Source organism: Alishewanella agri BL06, assembly GCF_000272005.1.
Lineage (GTDB): Bacteria > Pseudomonadota > Gammaproteobacteria > Enterobacterales > Alteromonadaceae > Alishewanella > Alishewanella agri.
This window is the reverse complement of record NZ_AKKU01000001.1, coordinates 104,023-121,891: the sequence shown is the minus strand read 5'-3', so window position 1 is coordinate 121,891 and position 17,869 is coordinate 104,023. Positions and strand designations below refer to the sequence as shown.

General features: G+C 51.5%; 23 protein-coding genes. 10 read left to right on the top strand and 13 right to left on the bottom strand.

The annotated features are described in order from the left end of the window. The first annotated feature begins 57 nt into the window (after positions 1 to 57). Genes rsmE through AGRI_RS00590 form a run of 5 tightly spaced genes read left to right on the top strand, consistent with a single transcriptional unit; the run spans position 58 to position 3,019 of the window. On the top strand, positions 58 to 786 hold the full coding sequence (gene rsmE, locus AGRI_RS00610) for a 16S rRNA (uracil(1498)-N(3))-methyltransferase (protein WP_083847121.1): 729 nt from the start codon (positions 58 to 60) through the stop codon (positions 784 to 786). Between the two features lie 8 nt (positions 787 to 794). Continuing rightward, complete coding sequence (gene gshB / locus AGRI_RS00605; protein ID WP_008983100.1) at positions 795 to 1,754, top strand: glutathione synthase; 960 nt, start codon at positions 795 to 797, stop codon at positions 1,752 to 1,754. Between the two features lie 38 nt (positions 1,755 to 1,792). Beyond that, the gene (locus tag AGRI_RS00600; protein ID WP_008949644.1) at positions 1,793 to 2,350 is read left to right on the top strand and encodes a YqgE/AlgH family protein; all 558 of its coding nucleotides are present in this window, start codon (positions 1,793 to 1,795) and stop codon (positions 2,348 to 2,350) included. After that, positions 2,350 to 2,769 (top strand): Holliday junction resolvase RuvX, encoded by a 420-nt coding sequence (gene ruvX, locus AGRI_RS00595; RefSeq protein WP_008983099.1) that lies wholly within the window; start codon positions 2,350 to 2,352, stop codon positions 2,767 to 2,769. The genes AGRI_RS00600 and ruvX overlap by 1 nt, the downstream gene beginning before the upstream one ends. After that, positions 2,753 to 3,019, top strand: coding sequence for a DUF1653 domain-containing protein (locus AGRI_RS00590; protein ID WP_008610037.1), 267 nt, complete (start codon positions 2,753 to 2,755; stop codon positions 3,017 to 3,019). The genes ruvX and AGRI_RS00590 overlap by 17 nt, the downstream gene beginning before the upstream one ends. 10 nt (positions 3,020 to 3,029) lie before the next feature. Here the strand turns inward: AGRI_RS00590 and AGRI_RS00585 are convergent, their stop codons facing one another. Next, complete coding sequence (locus AGRI_RS00585) at positions 3,030 to 3,917, bottom strand: tRNA/rRNA methyltransferase (protein ID WP_008983098.1); 888 nt, start codon at positions 3,915 to 3,917, stop codon at positions 3,030 to 3,032. Positions 3,918 to 4,024: 107 nt separating this feature from the next. Here AGRI_RS00585 and AGRI_RS00580 point away from each other — a divergent pair, with 107 nt between their 5' ends. Continuing rightward, positions 4,025 to 4,864, top strand: a complete 840-nt coding sequence (locus tag AGRI_RS00580) for a 23S rRNA (adenine(2030)-N(6))-methyltransferase RlmJ (RefSeq protein ID WP_008983097.1) — start codon at positions 4,025 to 4,027, stop codon at positions 4,862 to 4,864. Positions 4,865 to 4,866: 2 nt separating this feature from the next. Continuing rightward, a complete protein-coding gene (locus AGRI_RS00575; RefSeq protein ID WP_008983096.1) occupies positions 4,867 to 5,646 on the top strand; it encodes a S1/P1 nuclease in 780 nt (259 codons plus the stop codon). Between the two features lie 67 nt (positions 5,647 to 5,713). Here AGRI_RS00575 and AGRI_RS00570 read toward each other — a convergent pair whose 3' ends face one another. Next, complete coding sequence (locus AGRI_RS00570; RefSeq protein WP_008983095.1) at positions 5,714 to 6,259, bottom strand: hydrolase; 546 nt, start codon at positions 6,257 to 6,259, stop codon at positions 5,714 to 5,716. A gap of 42 nt (positions 6,260 to 6,301) precedes the next feature. Then, the gene (locus tag AGRI_RS00565; RefSeq protein ID WP_008983094.1) at positions 6,302 to 6,628 is read right to left on the bottom strand and encodes a DUF440 family protein; all 327 of its coding nucleotides are present in this window, start codon (positions 6,626 to 6,628) and stop codon (positions 6,302 to 6,304) included. A 172-nt stretch (positions 6,629 to 6,800) separates the two neighbouring features. Here AGRI_RS00565 and rlmA point away from each other — a divergent pair, with 172 nt between their 5' ends. Beyond that, positions 6,801 to 7,589 (top strand): 23S rRNA (guanine(745)-N(1))-methyltransferase, encoded by a 789-nt coding sequence (gene rlmA, locus AGRI_RS00560; RefSeq protein WP_040291124.1) that lies wholly within the window; start codon positions 6,801 to 6,803, stop codon positions 7,587 to 7,589. 40 nt (positions 7,590 to 7,629) lie between these two features. Here the strand turns inward: rlmA and AGRI_RS00555 are convergent, their stop codons facing one another. Beyond that, a complete protein-coding gene (locus AGRI_RS00555; RefSeq protein ID WP_008983092.1) occupies positions 7,630 to 8,823 on the bottom strand; it encodes a serine hydrolase domain-containing protein in 1,194 nt (397 codons plus the stop codon). Between the two features lie 91 nt (positions 8,824 to 8,914). After that, positions 8,915 to 9,331, bottom strand: coding sequence for an MAPEG family protein (locus tag AGRI_RS00550; protein WP_008983091.1), 417 nt, complete (start codon positions 9,329 to 9,331; stop codon positions 8,915 to 8,917). A 154-nt stretch (positions 9,332 to 9,485) separates the two neighbouring features. On the opposite strand from AGRI_RS00550, the gene AGRI_RS00545 reads away from it, so the two are divergent. Both AGRI_RS00545 and AGRI_RS00540 read left to right on the top strand, forming a co-directional pair. After that, the gene (locus AGRI_RS00545; RefSeq protein WP_008983090.1) at positions 9,486 to 11,534 is read left to right on the top strand and encodes a recombinase; all 2,049 of its coding nucleotides are present in this window, start codon (positions 9,486 to 9,488) and stop codon (positions 11,532 to 11,534) included. Beyond that, positions 11,534 to 12,121, top strand: a complete 588-nt coding sequence (locus AGRI_RS00540) for a thymidine kinase (protein WP_008983089.1) — start codon at positions 11,534 to 11,536, stop codon at positions 12,119 to 12,121. Before AGRI_RS00545 ends, AGRI_RS00540 begins: the two co-directional genes overlap by 1 nt. A gap of 10 nt (positions 12,122 to 12,131) precedes the next feature. On the opposite strand, the gene AGRI_RS00535 is transcribed toward AGRI_RS00540, so the two are convergent. Genes AGRI_RS00535 through AGRI_RS00500 form a run of 8 tightly spaced genes read right to left on the bottom strand, consistent with a single transcriptional unit; the run spans position 12,132 to position 17,860 of the window. After that, positions 12,132 to 12,449, bottom strand: a complete 318-nt coding sequence (locus tag AGRI_RS00535; protein WP_008983088.1) for an EscU/YscU/HrcU family type III secretion system export apparatus switch protein — start codon at positions 12,447 to 12,449, stop codon at positions 12,132 to 12,134. Between the two features lie 12 nt (positions 12,450 to 12,461). Then, positions 12,462 to 12,896, bottom strand: coding sequence for a DUF2802 domain-containing protein (locus tag AGRI_RS00530; RefSeq protein WP_008983087.1), 435 nt, complete (start codon positions 12,894 to 12,896; stop codon positions 12,462 to 12,464). Beyond that, positions 12,896 to 13,390: a chemotaxis protein CheW gene (locus tag AGRI_RS00525; protein ID WP_008983086.1), complete on the bottom strand. Its 495-nt coding sequence runs from the start codon at positions 13,388 to 13,390 to the stop codon at positions 12,896 to 12,898. Before AGRI_RS00525 ends, AGRI_RS00530 begins: the two co-directional genes overlap by 1 nt. Positions 13,391 to 13,416: 26 nt before the next feature. After that, on the bottom strand, positions 13,417 to 14,211 hold the full coding sequence (locus AGRI_RS00520; RefSeq protein ID WP_008983085.1) for a chemotaxis protein CheW: 795 nt from the start codon (positions 14,209 to 14,211) through the stop codon (positions 13,417 to 13,419). 1 nt (position 14,212) lies between these two features. Next, entirely contained in the window at positions 14,213 to 14,989 is a 777-nt protein-coding gene (locus tag AGRI_RS00515; RefSeq protein WP_008983084.1) for a ParA family protein, read from the bottom strand. 2 nt (positions 14,990 to 14,991) lie between these two features. Then, positions 14,992 to 15,963, bottom strand: coding sequence for an OmpA family protein (locus tag AGRI_RS00510; protein ID WP_008983083.1), 972 nt, complete (start codon positions 15,961 to 15,963; stop codon positions 14,992 to 14,994). Between the two features lie 3 nt (positions 15,964 to 15,966). After that, complete coding sequence (locus AGRI_RS00505) at positions 15,967 to 16,710, bottom strand: flagellar motor protein (RefSeq protein WP_008983082.1); 744 nt, start codon at positions 16,708 to 16,710, stop codon at positions 15,967 to 15,969. Then, a complete protein-coding gene (locus AGRI_RS00500) occupies positions 16,703 to 17,860 on the bottom strand; it encodes a protein-glutamate methylesterase/protein-glutamine glutaminase (RefSeq protein ID WP_008983081.1) in 1,158 nt (385 codons plus the stop codon). Before AGRI_RS00500 ends, AGRI_RS00505 begins: the two co-directional genes overlap by 8 nt. Positions 17,861 to 17,869: the final 9 nt, after the last annotated feature.

Sequence of the window (17,869 nt, the reverse complement as noted above, 5' to 3'; positions counted from 1 at the left end):
GCGCGAAACACTGTTAATATTAGCCTCAGGCTTTTTTCAGTTAAACAGAACGACAAGATGCGAACAATACGAATCTATCAGCCATCAGACTTGCCGGCAGGGGCTAGGCTTGCCCTAAGCGACGACGCGGCCAACCACGTCGGCCGGGTGCTGCGAATGCAAGCGGGACAGCCGTTACAATTGTTTAATGGCGATGGTAAAAACTATGCCGCTACCATCAGCGAAGTCGGCAAGAAACAGCTTTTGGTCACTATCGAAAGCAGCAGCGACAATCCGGTCGAATCCCCGCTGCGTATCCACTTAGGTCAGGGCATTTCCCGTGGTGACCGGATGGATTTCGCCATTCAAAAGGCGGTAGAGCTTGGCGTGACCGAAATCACCCCGCTGTTTACCGAGCGCTGCGGCGTAAAACTGGATGCCGAGCGTTTGGCGAAACGTACCGAGCAGTGGCAAAAGATTGCGATCAGTGCCTGCGAGCAAAGCGGACGCAGTGTGGTGCCAACAGTGCATACGGCGGTTAGTTTGCAACAATGGCTGGCCTCCCCAACAAAAGCTTTAAGGCTGACCTTGGATCCGCGCGCTGCCGCCACCATTAAGACCCTAACTCCGGCCAGCGATATTCAGTTGGTAATAGGTCCGGAAGGTGGCTTTACCGATACTGAAGTCAGCCAAACCGCGGCCGCCGGCTTTACCGGTATTACGCTGGGTCCGAGAATTTTGCGCACTGAAACGGCAGCGCTGACCGCGATCAGCGCCCTGCAACTGCAATTTGGCGATCTCGCCTGAGGATAAGCATGACAGCAATTAAACTTGGTATCGTGATGGACCCGATTGCGGACATCAATATCAAAAAAGACTCCAGCTTTGCCATGCTGCTGGATGCGCAGCGCCGCGGCTATGAAATCCACTATATGGAAATGGCGGATCTGTATTTACTGCAAGGTCAGGCCCGCGCCCGTACGCGCTTACTGAGCGTCGAGCCCAACCCGGAGCGCTGGTATCACTTTGGTAGCGAACAGGATCTGGCGCTGAGCGAGCTCAACGTGATTCTGATGCGCAAAGATCCGCCCTTTGATACCGAATATATCTATGCCACCTATATGCTGGAGCGCGCCGAAGATGCCGGCACGCTGATTGTCAATAAGCCGCAAAGCCTGCGCGATGCCAACGAAAAGCTCTACACCAGCTGGTTTAGTCAGTTTACGCCGAAAACCCTGGTCAGCCGCGATGCTAAGCGCTTAAAAGCCTTCTATCAGCAAGAGCAGGACGTAATCTTAAAGCCTCTGGATGGCATGGGTGGCGCCTCGATCTTCCGCTTAAAACCTGAAGATCCGAATGTCAGTGTAATTTTAGAAACGCTCACCGCCCATGGCAGTCAGTATGCGATGGCGCAGCGCTATATTCCGGAAATTGTCGATGGCGATAAACGAATCTTAGTGGTTGACGGCGAACCTGTGCCATACTGCTTAGCACGGATCCCCGCTTCGGGTGAAACCCGCGGTAATTTAGCCGCCGGCGGTCGTGGCGAAGCCCGTCCGCTGTCAGACAGCGACTGGGCCATTGCCAAAGCCATAGGCCCAACCTTAAAGGCCAAAGGTTTAATCTTCGTCGGTCTGGACGTGATCGGTGACAAACTGACCGAAATTAATGTCACCAGCCCGACCTGTATTCGGGAAATCGAAGCCGCCTTCCCGATCAGTATTACCGGTATGTTATTTGATGCTATCGAGCGTCGCCTGGCAGCAGGTTCGTAGTAAGTTGGTCGCACCACAGGTTGATCAAGGAGAACAGTATGCAAGGTTTCCAGAATCATTTTTTAATCGCAATGCCATCACTGGACGATCCGATGTTTAAACGCAGTGTGACTTACCTGTGTGAACATAACGAAGAAGGCGCCATGGGCATAGTGGTCAATCATCCAATGAATGTATCACTGGCTGAGCTGTTAGAGCAGCTGGAAATCAGCTATGACGCCAAGAGTCCGGCGGCACAGGCTAAGGTGGTTGCGGGCGGGCCGGTACAGCATGACCGTGGTTTTGTGTTGCATACCGCCAAACCCGGTTATCACAGCAGTTTACAGCTGGAAAATGGTTTGATGGTCACCACCTCGAAAGATATTTTGCAGGACCTGACCACCGAACAGGCACCGGAGAAATTCTTACTGGCGCTGGGCTACGCTGGCTGGACTGCCGGCCAGTTGGAGCAGGAAATCGCCGATAACAGCTGGTTAGTGATCCCGGCCGACAACCGCATTATTTTTGATCTCAGCCATGCCGAGAAATGGCAAAAAGCTACGGCCAGTATCGGTATTCAACCGTGGCAACTTACCGGTGAGGCAGGACACGCCTGATGACCGCCCGCACTATTTTATGTTTTGATTATGGCACTAAAAGCATCGGCGTGGCCGTAGGCTCAGAGCTCACTGGCAGCGCCACCTTGCTCGCGGCGTTAAAAGCCAAAGACGGCATCCCGGATTGGCAGCAAATTGAACGCTTAATTCAGGAATGGCAACCACAGCTATTGTTAGTCGGCTTGCCACTGAATATGGACGGCAGCGAGCAGGAATTTACCGCCCGTACCCGCAAATTTGCCAACCGCTTGCATGGCCGCTTTGGTTTACCTATTGCTTATCATGATGAGCGTTTATCCACCGCCGATGCGCGTAGCCGTTTATTTGCCGAGGGCGGCTATCGCAATTTAAGCAAAGATAAGGTGGATAGCCTGTCGGCGCAGATTATTTTTGAAGGCTGGTATGAACAACAAGGCTAAACCGGCGTTAGCGCCGGGTTATTATCAGCATTATAAAGGCGCTTATTATCAGTTGCTGGACCTGGCCAGGCACAGTGAAACTGAGGAATGGCTGGCGATCTACCGGGCACTGTATGCTGACTTTGGCCTTTGGGCCCGCCCTGCCACCATGTTTGCCGAAAACGTTGAAATTGCCGGTGAGCTGATCCCACGTTTTCAATATATCGGCACTGAGCCGCCGGCAGGTTTAACCCTGCCAGTCGCCGATTAGGCCGCCAGCATTAGCCTTGCTGCTGCCGGTACCACTCGCCTAAAATCAGGCTGGCCGCAACACTGACATTCAGTGACTCTACCTTGCCCGATCCCGGAATTTGCAGCGCAATATCGGCACTCTTGGCCACATTTTTCGATACGCCAAACATCTCCTCACCAAATACAATCACCACTTTGGCCGGCAAGGCCGTGTTATAGAGCGAGCTGCCGCCATGGCTGGATGTGGTAATCAGCGTATAGCCCGCGTCTTTACAAAGCTTAAGTGCCAGCGGTAAATCATCACATGCCAGGCCATCGACAAACTCACCACCGCCTTCAGCAGTGCGTAAAGCGGCACCGGATTGCAGTAACTGCGGCTCGCGCATAATAATGCCGTTTACGCCAAAGTGGGCGCAGCTACGGGTAATGGCGCCCAGATTATGCGGATTGCCGACCCCATCCAGTGCCAGTAAACAATCCAGTTTACGCTTTTGCCGCAAATACAGTGCCAGGCTGGTGACCGGCTTGCGCTTCACCAGCAGCACTATGCCACCGTGATGCTGACTGCCGGCTACTTTTTCCAGCTCAGTCTCATCCACCAGATGATAGGCTCGCTTTTGCTGCGCCAGATATTTCATTAAGTCCGAAAATTTGGGCGCTAACTCGCTGTTGATATAAAGCCGGATAATCGCTTCCGGGCGCTGGCGGAATAACTCGCGACAGGCATTTTCGCCATAAACTTTGCTTTCCTCCTGCCGCGGCGCCTTTGCCGTTTCTTTGGCAGCGGCTTTCGGCGAGCTTAGCCCAGCCGTAGCGTTGGAACTAACAGCGGCTTTCGCTTTTGTCTGGCGCTGCCAGGGCTTTTGCAGTGGGTCGCGGCTTTTGGCGGCGGATGATTTCTTGTTGCTGGCAGACATGCGGATTCCTGACGGATTAACTAAGCTTAAGACCGGCGGCTATGATACTTGTTTTTTTACGCTAACGCAGTATCCTTGCCAGCCTGAACCCGATCTAAGGTTAATGCATGCTCAGTTACCGCCACAGTTTTCACGCCGGCAATCATGCCGATGTGTTAAAACATCTGACCGAAGTTGCCATTCTGGATTACCTGCTGCAAAAAGATAAACCGCTGTGCTATCACGATACCCATGCCGGTGCCGGCCTGTACAGCTTGCAAAGCAGCCAGGCGCAGAAAACCGCCGAATATACTGAAGGTATCGGCAAGCTGTGGCACTATCAGCCGCAAAGCCCGTTACTTGGCAAATATCTGGATCTCGTAAAGCAGTTAAACCCGGATGGCGAACTGAATTTCTATCCCGGTTCACCCAAGATTGCCGCCATGCTGCTGCGCGCCGGCGATCAGCTGCAGGCCACCGAGCTGCATCCAAGTGATTTTCCGCTGCTGCAAAGCCAGTTTTTACAGCGTCGTTTAACGCGGATTGAGAATATTGATGCCTTCGCCGGTATTAAGGCGATGCTGCCACCTTTAGTGAAACGCGGCCTGGTATTAATCGATCCGCCCTATGAGCTGAAAAGCGAATATCAGGATCTGATTAAAGGCCTGCAGGAAGCCTATAAACGCTTCCCACAAGCGACCTATGCTATCTGGTATCCGGTAATTGAGCGTAGCAGCATTGAAGCCTTTATTGCCGCCATTGTCGCCACCGGCATTAAGAATCAGCTGCGGATTGAATTTAACCTGCATGCCGACAGCCCGGGCCATGGCATGACCGGTAGCGGTATGCTGGTGATTAACCCGCCCTATACCCTGGCACAAAGCCTGGCACCGGCGCTATCTGAAGTGCAGCAACAGCTGGGCAACCCCGCCAGCCACTATCAGATTATGCAAATTGTTGGAGAATAACCATGCGCCTGGCTATTGCTGTTTTATTGTTAACCCTGAGTAGCTATAGCTATGGCTTTGGCCGCACCGGTCATGCCATGGTGTGTGATATGGCGTTGCAGCTGTTGTCCGCTAAGGCACAGCAGCACGTTGCCAGCCTGGTTGAAGCCTCGCCGCACCATGAGTTTGGTGCCGCCTGTGCCTGGCCGGATGAAGTGCGCAGCCATGAGGAGTTTCGTTGGACGGCGCCGCACCACTACGTCAATATGCCGCGCGGCGAAAAACAGGTTAAAGCCGAATATTGCCCGGAGCAGGGCTGCATTTTATCGGCGATTAGCATGATGCAGCAGCGCCTGAGCGCCGATAGCAACGACTGGCAAGCCCTGCTGTTTTTAGCACATCACCTGGGTGATCTGCATCAGCCATTACATGTCAGCTATGCTGATGACCTTGGCGGCAACCGCACAGCGGTCTACTTCTACAGCCATGAACAGCCAACCAATCTGCATGGCGTCTGGGACGGCAATATGCTGACTAAGCTCGGTTATGATGAGGATTTTCTGCTGCAGGAGCAGTTATTTGAACAAATTACCGCTGAACAGCGCGCCAGCTGGCAACAGGGCGAGGTAATGGATTGGGCTAATGAGTCGGCGGCCATTACCTATGATATTTATCAACATTACCGCCCCGGCATGTTGATTGACGATGCCTATCTGGAACAATACCAGGGCGTGCTGCTAACCCGCTTGCAGCAGGCAGCAGTGCGCTTGGCATTAGTGCTGGAACAGATACTGGGCGACTAGCCCAACTTATGGCAGCTGCCCCTCAAGCCTGTTTTGGGGCAGATGCCTAAAATCACTCAAGTCGCTGTTAGCGGATCCAGCCTTTACTAATTTGCCGGAATAACTCTGTACCAGCCCGCTCCAGCCATTCAAAGGCAACCATCTCACGACTCACCAATACTGCACCCGCCTGCTGCATCCGGTTTAACCCCAGGTGCTTGTTCTCCGCGGTGCGGGAGCCTACCGCATCCGTCACCACAAATACCTGATAGCCCGCCGTCAGCAAATCCATAACGGTTTGCAGCACACAGACATGGGTTTCGGTGCCTATTACCACCACCTGACGGCGACCACTCTCTGCCAGCCGCTGCTGAATATCGGCTTCGCGCCAGGCACTAAAATGGATTTTCTCCAGCACCGCATCCGGTGTCAGCCATTCCAGTATCGAGGGCAAGCTGTGTCCGAGGCCTTTGGGATAGTGTTCAGTCGCCAGCGCCGGCACCTGACATAAACCCGCTACCTGTAACAGCCAGATCGCTGCGCGTTCCACTTCATCAGTCAAGTCGATGGCGGGTGCCAGTTTGGTTTGTAAATCGATCACCAGTAGCTGGCTTTGCCCGGCGTTAAGTAACATGAAGTACTCCTGAACTGATTCGGCTGACTTAAAACAGCTAACTTAAAATTGACCGCGCCATAACGCATGACAAAGGCTTTCATCTTTATCCCGGCTTAACAGAATACGCGCCAGCACCCGGTCCGGTGCACCAGCTTCACCCGCTAAACCAATTTGCGCTTCAAAGTGCAGCTGTGGATCCAGCTCAGTGCCGGCAAGCTCTTCCCAGCCCTCTCCCGGCGGGACTAAATCAACATAACTCTGACTTTCATAATGTTGTTGATAGGCCTGATAGTCACTGGCGGTTAAGTTATCGACTGCCAGCTCTTCGAAAATCGCAAAAGCATGGTCACAGAGTTCATCCAGTGACCAGAGTTCTACATCGTGCATCTTATTCTCCTGCATAATCTGCCGCAGTATAACACCGCTCTGATAGACGGGCAGCTTTTGCTGCTAAAGAGCGCATTATGCAAACGGCAATCAGTGTATAATCATCGGCATAAAAATTTCAGGCTCTGCCCGTTAATCTCATCCACAGGCAGATCCGCTTACAGGTTTGGTTATGTATCTTTGTCCACTTTGTCAGGCGCCCCTTACACAAGAAGCAATGCAGTACCGCTGCCCGCAGCGCCATAGCTTTGACGTGGCCCGCGAAGGCTATGTAAATTTGCTGCCGGTACAGCAAAAGAAATCCAAAGATCCGGGTGATAATCAGCTGATGATGCAAGCCAGACGCCAGTTTTTGCAAGCTGGCTGGTATCAACCGGTAGTCAGTGCTCTGCTCGAACAACTTGCCGTCTTGCCGGTTACCAGGCTATTGGATTTGGGCTGCGGTGAAGGTTATTACAGTGGGCAAATTCAGCAAGCACGACCTGAATTACAACTTTATGGCGTAGATATTTCTAAAGCGGCGATTAAAGCTGCTGCCCGGCAATATCCGGCAATCCGGTTTGCTGTGGCCAGCAGTTATCAGTTGCCTTTCGCAGCAACCAGCTTTGATGCCATCCTGCGGATTTATGCCCCGTCACTGGATGCGGAGCTGTGCCGGGTACTCGCCGATGGCGGTGTGTTGCTGAGTGTAAGCCCGGCACCGGAACATTTACAGCAAATTAAAGCCGCTTTGTATCCGCAGGTGCGGTTACACAGTGACGATATCATCGCCATCAGTGGCTTAAAGCATATCAAACGGCAGCGGCTAAGCTTTCAGTTACAACTGCCGGCCGATGATTTACGGGCGCTGATTACGATGGTTCCACTGGGCTGGAAATTTAACCCGGAAACCCTGGCTGCCTTTATCGCTACAAAACCGGCGGTACAATGCGATTTCTACCTGGATCTGTATCAAAAGTGATATCGCTTCGCAGACGCGCGATACCAAACCAACAGCAGATTTAGCAATCTGCTGTTTTTGTCTTGGCGGCCGGTAATTTACAGCCAGCCAGCATCGCAGCGCGATCCTGCTGCTGTAGTGCGGTAAACATCGTTGACCAGAAATGCGTACTAAGTTCGGCCAGTACATTAGATTCAGCATTTAGCAGGATCACCAGACCTAACTCCCGCTCTTTCGAGTATGCGACTTCCGCCCGAAAACCCTGTACCCAGCCACCATGATAAACCAGTTGTTCCTGGCCAAACTGATAGACCCGCCAGCCCAGGGCGTAATGGGCATCTTTGATATAGTCCCGCCACATTCTACGCCGTAAGTCGCGCACTGTACGCACCCGCTTATTGGTAATTTCCGCTAACTGTGGCTCGGATAACACATCGGGATTGTAACCCAGCTGTGCGATTAGCCAGTATCCCAAATCCACCGCGCTGGCATTCACCCCGGCTGCCGGTGCATAACGGTAATAACTTTCACTTACCGAGCGTGCATGCCATTTACCTCTGGCTTTTACATGGGGTGCAGCGCGGTTGGGGCTATTTAAATAGGCTTCAAGACCAACGGAAGCCGTCGGCATCTTTAACGGTTCAAAGATATTACGCCGCAGCAAGGTGGCATAGTCTTGCGAGGTGGTTTGCTGCAGTACCGGTTCAATCAGGCTAAACAACACATTCTGATAACCATAGCATTGTCCCGGGTTACACAGCGGATCCAGCTTTTTAAAATGCGGAATAATCCGCTCCGGCTCAAAATTAGCCTCGATAAGATTGTCGTAGGCATTAGCAATGACCCCGGTGCTCTGCGCCAGTAAATGCTCAACCTTGAGTTTGTTGTTGTAGGAGCGGGTTTTAAAACTAAATTCCGGTACATAGCGCACTACCGGATCGTCCCAGCGAAAATGTCCCTGCGCCGCCATAATGCTCGCCAAACCACCGGCAAAGGTTTTCGAGACCGAGGCGATTCTAAATACCGTGTAAGCATCAACTGGCAGCTTGGAGCCAACCTCGCGCACGCCATAACCTTTGGCCGCAACAATCTGGTTTTTATAAACAATAGCGTAGGATGCACCGGGGATCCCCTGCTCTTGCATTTGCTGCTGGAAATATTGATCAAAACTCTGCACCAGCTCAGCCGGTACCTCGGCTTTAGCCGCAGCCGTCGCGAACAACAATCCCAGTATCAGTAAAAGTCTGGACAACATTATCAAACCTTCAGTTTTGGCATGGCGTTAGCCTTTGCCTTACATCTTAGCAACTGGGCGCAGCCTGACGCCAGTGCAAGGCGTAATTCTTTTACAGTAACGCCAGAACCAGCAGCCGGATCCAAATAACCCATAACACGACACAGCCGAGTAAAAATACCCGAAAACGTTGGCGTAAAATATTACGGCCAATGTGGATCCAGCTATGCCAGATCCGCAGCACCACGAAGGCGGCACCTAACAACAGAAAGGTCAGATCGGCCAAGCCCAGTTGCAGCGTAAACACCACACTGAACAAATACAGCATCGGCATTTGGAATTGGTTGTCGAAATTACGGCTGGTGGCAATCACCTGCTCATTGGCGCCCCGTAAATCCATAGTCTGAAAGGCCGTAATGCTGATTTCCTTATTTTTCGCAGCGCGGATCCGACGCCGGCCCATTAAAATCATCACGACACTGGTTAAAAGTATCTGCACAAATACCGGTATTAACAGCCATTTTTCCATTTTATTCGTCTCGTTTTCAGTAACATCCGACCAGTATGCCTGTATTGTGCGACCGCACCAAGGGTGATATCGAAACTTTTTTTCTGCACCTGCTACCTAAGCTTGCGGTATGATAAAACCCGGCGTCGCACTTGGCGCAAGTTATGAGGTGTGGATGGAAAAATTAAATGCGGTGATGTTAATCAAAGCGCTGGCCAGCGAACAGGATGGTTTGTGTTTAGTCCGGCAGTTAGTGCAGTGGTTGTCTTACCCCCGTTTTAGTTTCGAGCGCCGTAAACGCAACCAGAAGTTACTGGAGGCGCTGCCCCTGCACAAAGCTGAATGTGCCAAGATTGCCGATACCATCTTACATTGGCTAACCCAGGTCCATTTATACCCGGCGTTAGTGAGTTTGGGCGTGTTTTCCCGCCGTGGATTTTTTCGGGAACTCTCCGGCCGGTTGTATGAAAAAATTAACCCGGCACCACGCGACCTGAGCGAGTTAAAAGATGTGTTAGCCGAGCTGTATAAAGAAATCCGCCATGATGACGATGACGACCCCGCCGCAGCGTTATTATTCCGGCAGTTAACCGAGTTATTGCTCGCCCATGCCAGCACAGCACAACTGCAAAAACTGGATGCGCATTTACATGAAGAGTCGTTGTGTGCGCTGGAAATGCTGAGTGTCTGGATCGCCGCTGAGGAAATGGAACCTGACTTAATGCGGTTAGATAAACGGTTGAATAATATCGATTCAGCCTTTATTGCACTGCACCGTGAACTGACGCAACTGGTTACACATTGCCGGCAGCGCCTGCAGGATACAAGGTTGCCAGCTTATGACGTCGCACACTATCAGGTAATGCTGGAGCAGTGTCATGAGCAGGTTGACCGCTTACGCCGCCGTGCTGCGGCTGCAGGTAGCACCGTTGCCGTGGCACACTTGCTGGAGCGGCTGGAACAAACGCTGGAGCGCATTGCCCAGCTGGTTGAGTTGGTCAGATGTGAGGACCCAGCCAGCTTGCGTGCACAAAGCCTGCAACTGACCGAGCAATTGCTGGATATCAGCCGGGACAATAGCAGTGTGCGGGCCCTGTGGCGCAGCAGCACGCAGCTCTTATCAAAGAGTATTAGCGTCAATAAAAGCAGCCATGGCGAACATTATATTGCCCGTGACAAAAGTCAGTATTTGCGTTTATTCGCGTCGGCAGCCGGGGCCGGCGTGATTATCGCCAGTATGGCGCTGCTAAAAATTTATATTGAACGCCAGGAACTGTCACCGTTCGCTAATGCGTTATTGGTCAGCCTGAATTATGGCTTAGGTTTTGTGCTGATCCATATGTTGGGCTTGACGGTCGCGACCAAGCAGCCGGCAATGACAGCAGCCAGTTTTGCGGCTGAAGTCGAGAAAGGCGAAAACGGCCGGGCGGCGCACAAAAAACTGGCGAACCTGTTGTTAGATGTAAACCGCTCACAATGGGCGGCCGTCTGGGGCAACGTCAGTATTGCGGTATTAACCGCATCAATTATCGCTTTAAGTTATGCGTTGTGGGCCCAACAACCGCTACTTAGCCGCAGTGAAGTGGGCTATCAATTACAGGCTGTATCACCGTGGCATGGTTCACTGTTTTTTGCTGCCATTGCCGGCGTTTGGCTATTTTGCTCTGGGATTATTGCCGGCTTTTTTGAAAACCGGGCCAACTATCTCGATTTGCGGCAACGCTTATTTCATCACCCGTTGTTACGTAAAATATTACCGGAACGTCCCCGCCGTGCCGTGGCCGATTACTGGCACGATAATTACGGCCCCATCGCTGGTAATTTTATTTTTGGCATCTTATTAGGTATGACAGGCTATCTGGGCTATCTGCTTGGATTACCGCTGGATATTCGTCATGTGGCCTTTGCCTCAGCCAATCTGGGTTATAGCACCGTTAGCGGTGAGCTTGGGCCTTTTAGCTTTCTGTTTTATCTGGTGCTGGTGTTATTGATTGGTTTTGTCAATCTTTGGGTAAGTTTTACGCTGGCATTAAACGTGGCGCTGCGCGCCCGGGGTACCCGGATTGGTCAATTTTCTCTACTGCTGAAAAGCGTACTGGAGCAAATTAAACAAAACCCTCTCAATCTGTTTTTTCCGGTGACGGTATTGGCGAAAACGACTGCCAGTGCCAAAAAAACTGACGATTCCTCTCCCGCCAATGAATTAATAAACAAGGGAAAATAATGGCGCAACTGTATTTCTATTATTCGGCGATGAATGCCGGTAAATCGACATCCTTGCTGCAAAGCGCATATAACTATCAGGAAAGAGGCATGGTCGTGGCGATTTACACCGCCGCGTTAGACCATCGCTTTGGTTTGGGTAAGGTCAGCTCCCGCATCGGCCTGGCAATGGATGCCCATGTATTTGATGGCAACTTTAATTTTGTTGAACACGTTTCCAGTATCGTTGCACAAGGCCGGCTCGATTGCGTACTGATTGATGAAGCGCAGTTTTTAACTAAAGCTCAGGTGCGGCAGCTTACCGATGTGGTCGATAAGCTGAGGATCCCGGTTTTGGCTTTTGGTTTACGAACCGACTTTTTAGGTGAAACCTTCGCTGGCAGTCAGGCGTTGCTAGCCTGGGCTGATAAGCTGATAGAGTTAAAAACCATTTGTCACTGTGGTCGCAAAGCCAACTTTGTGGTGCGTTTAGATGAGCAGGGTTTACCGGCAACCGCTGGTTCACAGGTGCAGATCGGCGGTAACGAAAGTTATGTCTCGATGTGCCGGCAACACTTTAAAGATTTGGTTTGGCAAGATCCAGATTAGTCGCTGAGGGTCAGGTTTTCAGATCGATGCGCTGATGAATATTATGCCAGTTATCCGGGAATTTACCTTGCAGTACATAGGAAAAAGCAATTAACTCGGCAATGATCAGATAAAGCTCGCGCGGGATCTGTTCGCCCAACTCCAATTTGCTAAGCAGGCGGGTCAGTTCGGCGTCTTCATGGATTAATACACCATGCTCGCGCGCCAGTTCAATGATATCCTTTGCCAGCTGACCGTGGCCTTTGGCGACAATAAGCGGTGCCGCCTGGCCATCATACTTTAGTGCGGCGGCGGTTAATTCCGGTTGTTGATCTGCCTGGCCAGTCATCAACGCACCCGCCTAGCTTCGTTTTTGGCGGTGTAAATTAAACAGCAGTTCAGCCTCAGCTCTGGGTAATTCGCACTCTCGAATGATCTCTTCCAGATCAGCGCCCAGCTCAACCATTTTCACTGCACGGCTATAAATTTTACTTTCCGGATCACTTAACGCTATCGCTTGATGTTGTGCTTGCAGTTCAGCGAATTCGTGTTGCAATCGCTGCTGTTGTTCCTGCAACACCAGCACACGCTGGCCAACGCCAATTACCCCGGCTCTGAGCTCTTCGGTCTCGGTTTGCTGCGAGACCTTCTGTTGTTGCGCCGACTCCAGCTGCGCGGTCAACACCGTAAGCTGCGCTTGTTGCTTGTTAAATTTCAGCCATCCCCAGACTATCACTGCAATGAGTAACAGGAACAGGAACAGAATTAACAAGTAGAGTGTCAGGGTGGCAGTCATCAGATACTACTGATCTCATCCCATTCTTCATCGTTTAACATCTTGTTGAGATCCACCAGGATCAACAACTCACCTTCACGATTCGCCACGCCCTGAATAAAGCGCGCGCTCTCGTCAGTGCCGACATTAGGTGCATTATCAATTTCGGACTGTTTCAGGTATACCACTTCCGCTACACTATCAACCAGAATGCCAATGACTTGTTTTTCTGCTTCGATAATGACAATCCGGGTATTGTCACTGACTTCGGCTGGCGGTAAGCCAAAACGGGCCCGCGTATCAATAACGGTGACTACGTTACCACGTAAGTTGATGATACCCAGCACATAGTCAGGAGAGCCAGGTACCGGAGCAATTTCGGTATAGCGCAGTACTTCCTGCACCTGCATCACGTTAATGCCGTAGGTTTCTTCCTGCAAGCGAAAGGTCACCCACTGTAATACCAGATCCGCGACCTGATTTTTATCAGCCTGGCCAGAAAACTTATTGCTCATCTACAGCTCCTTATTGGTTTGCGGGTTCAGGCGTTGACATCCAGCCCCTGGTTTAACAACTTAACCAGCTCATCGACATCAACCAACACACATTTCTGTTCTTTAATCAGGCCAGCCATCCAGGGACGTTTCCCTTCCTGCTCGCGCCATTTTATCTGCTCCGGCTCCAGATTAATGGTATCAATCAGCAGCTCACAGCACAGGCCCCAATTACTGGTGCCAAGCATAATAACATATTGATAGTTTAGCTCTGTTGCCAGTGTAGCAGTATATTTTTCTGGCATCACCCAGCGTGCCGTATCGACCAACTGAATTTTTTGCGCCCGGTGCAACATAATGCCTTTGAACCAATCTGCTTTACCAGGCAAATTATTAATCGGGCCCAGTTCATGAATACCACCCAGCTCTGTCAGTGGTACGGCAATTCTAAGGCCCGCAACACTGAAGAAGAGCGCCTGAAAACTACCTTGCCGGTAAGCCTTTTCTACTTTTAGCTGCGGCGGAGGCGTTACCGCCAGCCGCTCGGCAATCGGGATAGCCCGCTCGCGGAGTACCGGTGCTGCGACAGGCACAGCAGTTTCTGTAACAACAGGTGCCACTGTAGCTTTAGCCACAGGCTGCACAACCTGGGTCTGTACCGGCGCTGCCACTACGTTTTCAACAGGCGCGGCAACGGGCGTGGCCTGCGCCAGTAAGCGATTTAACTCGGCTTTCTTCGTCTCAGCTAAGGCCGTTTCCTGTGGCGCCAGCGGCTCGTCTTCCGTTAGCAACGCAGACAAGTAATGCTGGATAACTTTTTGACTGGCAATTAAGTGGCTCATATTAAGCCTCCGGACCTAATTGCAACAAATAGGTCAGTAGCGTGTTATAAGCAAAAACCCCGCGTGATGTGCCAGCAAAGACGTTTGGCGGGGTTTGCGCCAGCGAGGCATCACGGAATTTGGTATCTACCGGTACCACTGCCGACCAAACCCGATCCTGATACTTTGCTTTCAGCTCTTTGTAGGCTTCCAGCGAGGCCTTGGTCCTTTTGTCATACATAGTGGGAATAATGGTAAAAGCCAACTCCTGTTGCGCATTACGCATTAACGCCATGGTAGCGATCATCCGCTCCAGACCTTTCAGGGCAAGAAACTCGGTTTGTACCGGGATCAACACCCGATCACAGGCCGCCAGTGCATTAACCATCAGCACTCCCATCACCGGCGGACAATCAACCAGCACATAATCATAATCCCGGGAAATCAGTTTTAAGGCTTTCTTCAGAATCAAGCCCATACCACCTTTATTACCCATAGAACGATCTAAGGTCGCAAGTGACATTGAGGCAGGCAAAATATCAAGACGCTCTGCGGTACTCGGACAAAGTGACTGCAAGATCTCTTCGCGGGTAATGGTTTTACCACGGGTAAAAATATCATAGACGCTGACTTCTAACTCTTCAGCATCAATGCCGAAATAGTAAGTCAGCGACGCATGAGGATCCATGTCTACCAGTAACACGCGATGCCCGCGCTCTGCCAGTAAACCACCAAGGGTCACAGTAGTGGTCGTTTTACCGACGCCACCTTTTTGATTCGCAATTGTCCAAATAACCACGTCTAAGGATCCTGTTGTTCGGGCAGCGCATCCGGATTGTCACGCCGGGTGGTAATTCTGATACCGCCACCGGGCAGCGCAATCACTCTGATACTGCCCTCTTCTTCAGCCATTGCTGGTTGTGCGGTCGACTCGGCCAGCGCAGCGGCACTTTCACCATTGGATGCCGCGACCGGCCGATGGCCAAAACGTGAAATCGCAATTTCAACTTTACGGTTCGCCGCTCTGCCGGCAGCGGTACTATTATCTGCTGCTGGCGCATACTGTCCATAACCTTCGATCGCCATCCGGTGTGACGGTGTACCCAGGCTCTCCAGCAACCGAACCACTGAGGTAGCACGCGCTACCGACAATTCCCAGTTCGACGAAAATAATTCATTAGCAATAGGGATATTATCAGTGTAGCCGCGAATGCGTAAAAAATTATTGATTGGGTTAATAATTTTACTAATTTCCTGTAACACGACCCGCGCCGAACTATTGGTATTGGCGCTACCGGATGGAAAAAGTAAACCGCTATTCAGTTCAATAATCAACCAGTCCTGCTCCTCTCGCACCCTTGCCAATCCTTGTTCGACTAATTGACTTAATGACTGTGTTAATTCTTGCTCCAGCGATTCCAGCGGACTACCCAGAAACTGTTGATCTAATTGCGCCAGGCGGGTCGCATCAGCAACTAATTCCGGACCTTTAGCAGTATCGATAGAGGAGCCATATTTTGGCAGTTCGCTTTGCGGTGTATTTTGCGTAAGCAGGGCTGGCCCGGTGACGCCGGTTTCACTTTGTTTTGGTTTTTCAAACACCCGGGTCAGGGATTCGGTCAGTACGCTGAACTCTTCATTTTTGACCAGAGATAGTGCATACAGCACGACAAAGAGCGCGAACATTAACGTCATATAGTCGGCATAAGACACCAGCCAGCGGTCCAGATCCTCGCGTTCGCCCTTATGATGCAGTTTACGCTGGCGGTACATCAGCTACCCCGGCAGATAAGTAGCCAGTTTTGGCTCAATCGACTTTGGATTCTGGCCTTGTGCAATGGAGACCAGTCCTTCGATGATCAACTCATGGTAAAGGCTTTGCTGATGAATCAGGTTTTTCAGCTTATTGCCAACCGGGATAAATATCAGGTTAGCAAACCCCACCCCATAGATAGTGGCGACAAAAGCCGTAGCAATACCGGCACCAAGCAAAGTCGGCTCATTAATATTCGCCATCGCCTGGATCAAGCCCAATACTGCACCGATAATACCGATGGTTGGGCTGTACCCGCCCATAGCTTCAAAAATACGGGCGCCACGCAACAAGCGCTCACGCTCCAGACTTAACTGAGCGTCCAAAGTCGCTTGCAGTTGCGCTGCATCGGCACCATCGACCAACAGATTTAAGCCTCGGTGTAAAAAGGGATCTGACTCCTGTAAAGCGGCCTCCTCTAACGACAAGAATCCATTACTGCGTGCGGCCACACCCCAGTCAACGATACGGCTAATGGTGCGCTTGACAGGTAAGCGTGAGGATTGAAAAACCCAGGGTAATAAACTCACCCCGAGCCGGAACTGACTAAAAGGCGTTTGTAACATGACAGCGCCAAGGGTGCCGCCAAGCACAATAATAAAAGCCGGAAAATGCAATAAGGTGCTGAGGCTGCCGCCCTCCAGCATAAAACCACCAGCGATCGCAATTAAAGCCAGTACCAGACCGGTTAATGCCAGTTTATCCATGCCTGAGCTCCGTCAACAGTCTGGGGGCGACATCTTCCAAACTGACCTCTACATCCATTAATCCTGCTGCGGCGATAGCTTGTGGCATACCATATACTACACAGCTGGCTTCGTCTTGCGCCCAAATTGCTGAGCCTTGCTGCTTTAATAACCGCGCGCCTTCCCGACCGTCAGCGCCCATCCCGGTCAATACGACTGCCAGTACCTTGTCGTGAAACACTTTTGCCGCTGTGGCAAAGGTAATATCAACACTGGGTTTAAAGGTAATGCGTGGCGAGTCATCTTCTTTAATGCGCAGCCGGGCCTGACTTTCACTGCCATCAACCAGCATTTGCTTACCACCAGGTGCCAGATAGGCGACACCGGGCTTTAATACATCGTTATCTTCGGCTTCTTTAATAGTGATCTTGGCCAGGCTGTTCAAGCGCTGGGCAAAAGCGCCGGTAAAGGCAGCAGGCATATGTTGGATCAAGATGATTGGCAGCGGAAAGTCTGCCGGCAAGGCGGTAAGAATGCGTTGCAGTGCCACAGGACCACCGGTTGAGGTCCCGATAGCAACCAACTTATAGTCTTTACCACTGGCAGCAAAGTGAGTGCGCGGTGTTAAGGCCGGGCGTTCAAAGCGGCCAACACGCTCGGTATCGGTAGCATTTCTAAGCTCTGGCCGCTGCGGCTCCAATGGTCGCCGCGCTAGCGTCGAACTGGCTGAGCGGGCTAATACCGAACTACTAAAAGTACTGCGTCCTAATGGCCGACGCCTGGCAACAGCTCTAACCCGCTCCCGTAACACATCCCCAGCTTCCTGTTTGTCACGGGCGATGTCTTCGAATTTCTTTGGTAAAAAATCAACCGCCCCGGCTTCCAGCGCGTCAAGCGTTGCTTTGGCACCCTCATGCGTCAACGAGGAGAACATCAGGATGGGGATACGCTGAACTTTCAGGATTTCCCGTACCGCCGAAATACCATCCAACACCGGCATTTCGATATCCATGGTAATCACATCAGGTTTCAGCGCCAGCGCTTTGTCGACTGCCTCCCGGCCATTAACTGCACTATCGATAACCTCCAGCTCTGGATCTGCCGACAAGATTTCCTGTAAACGTCTACGGAAAAAGCTGGAGTCATCAACAATTAATACCCGAATGGCCATAAAATCCCT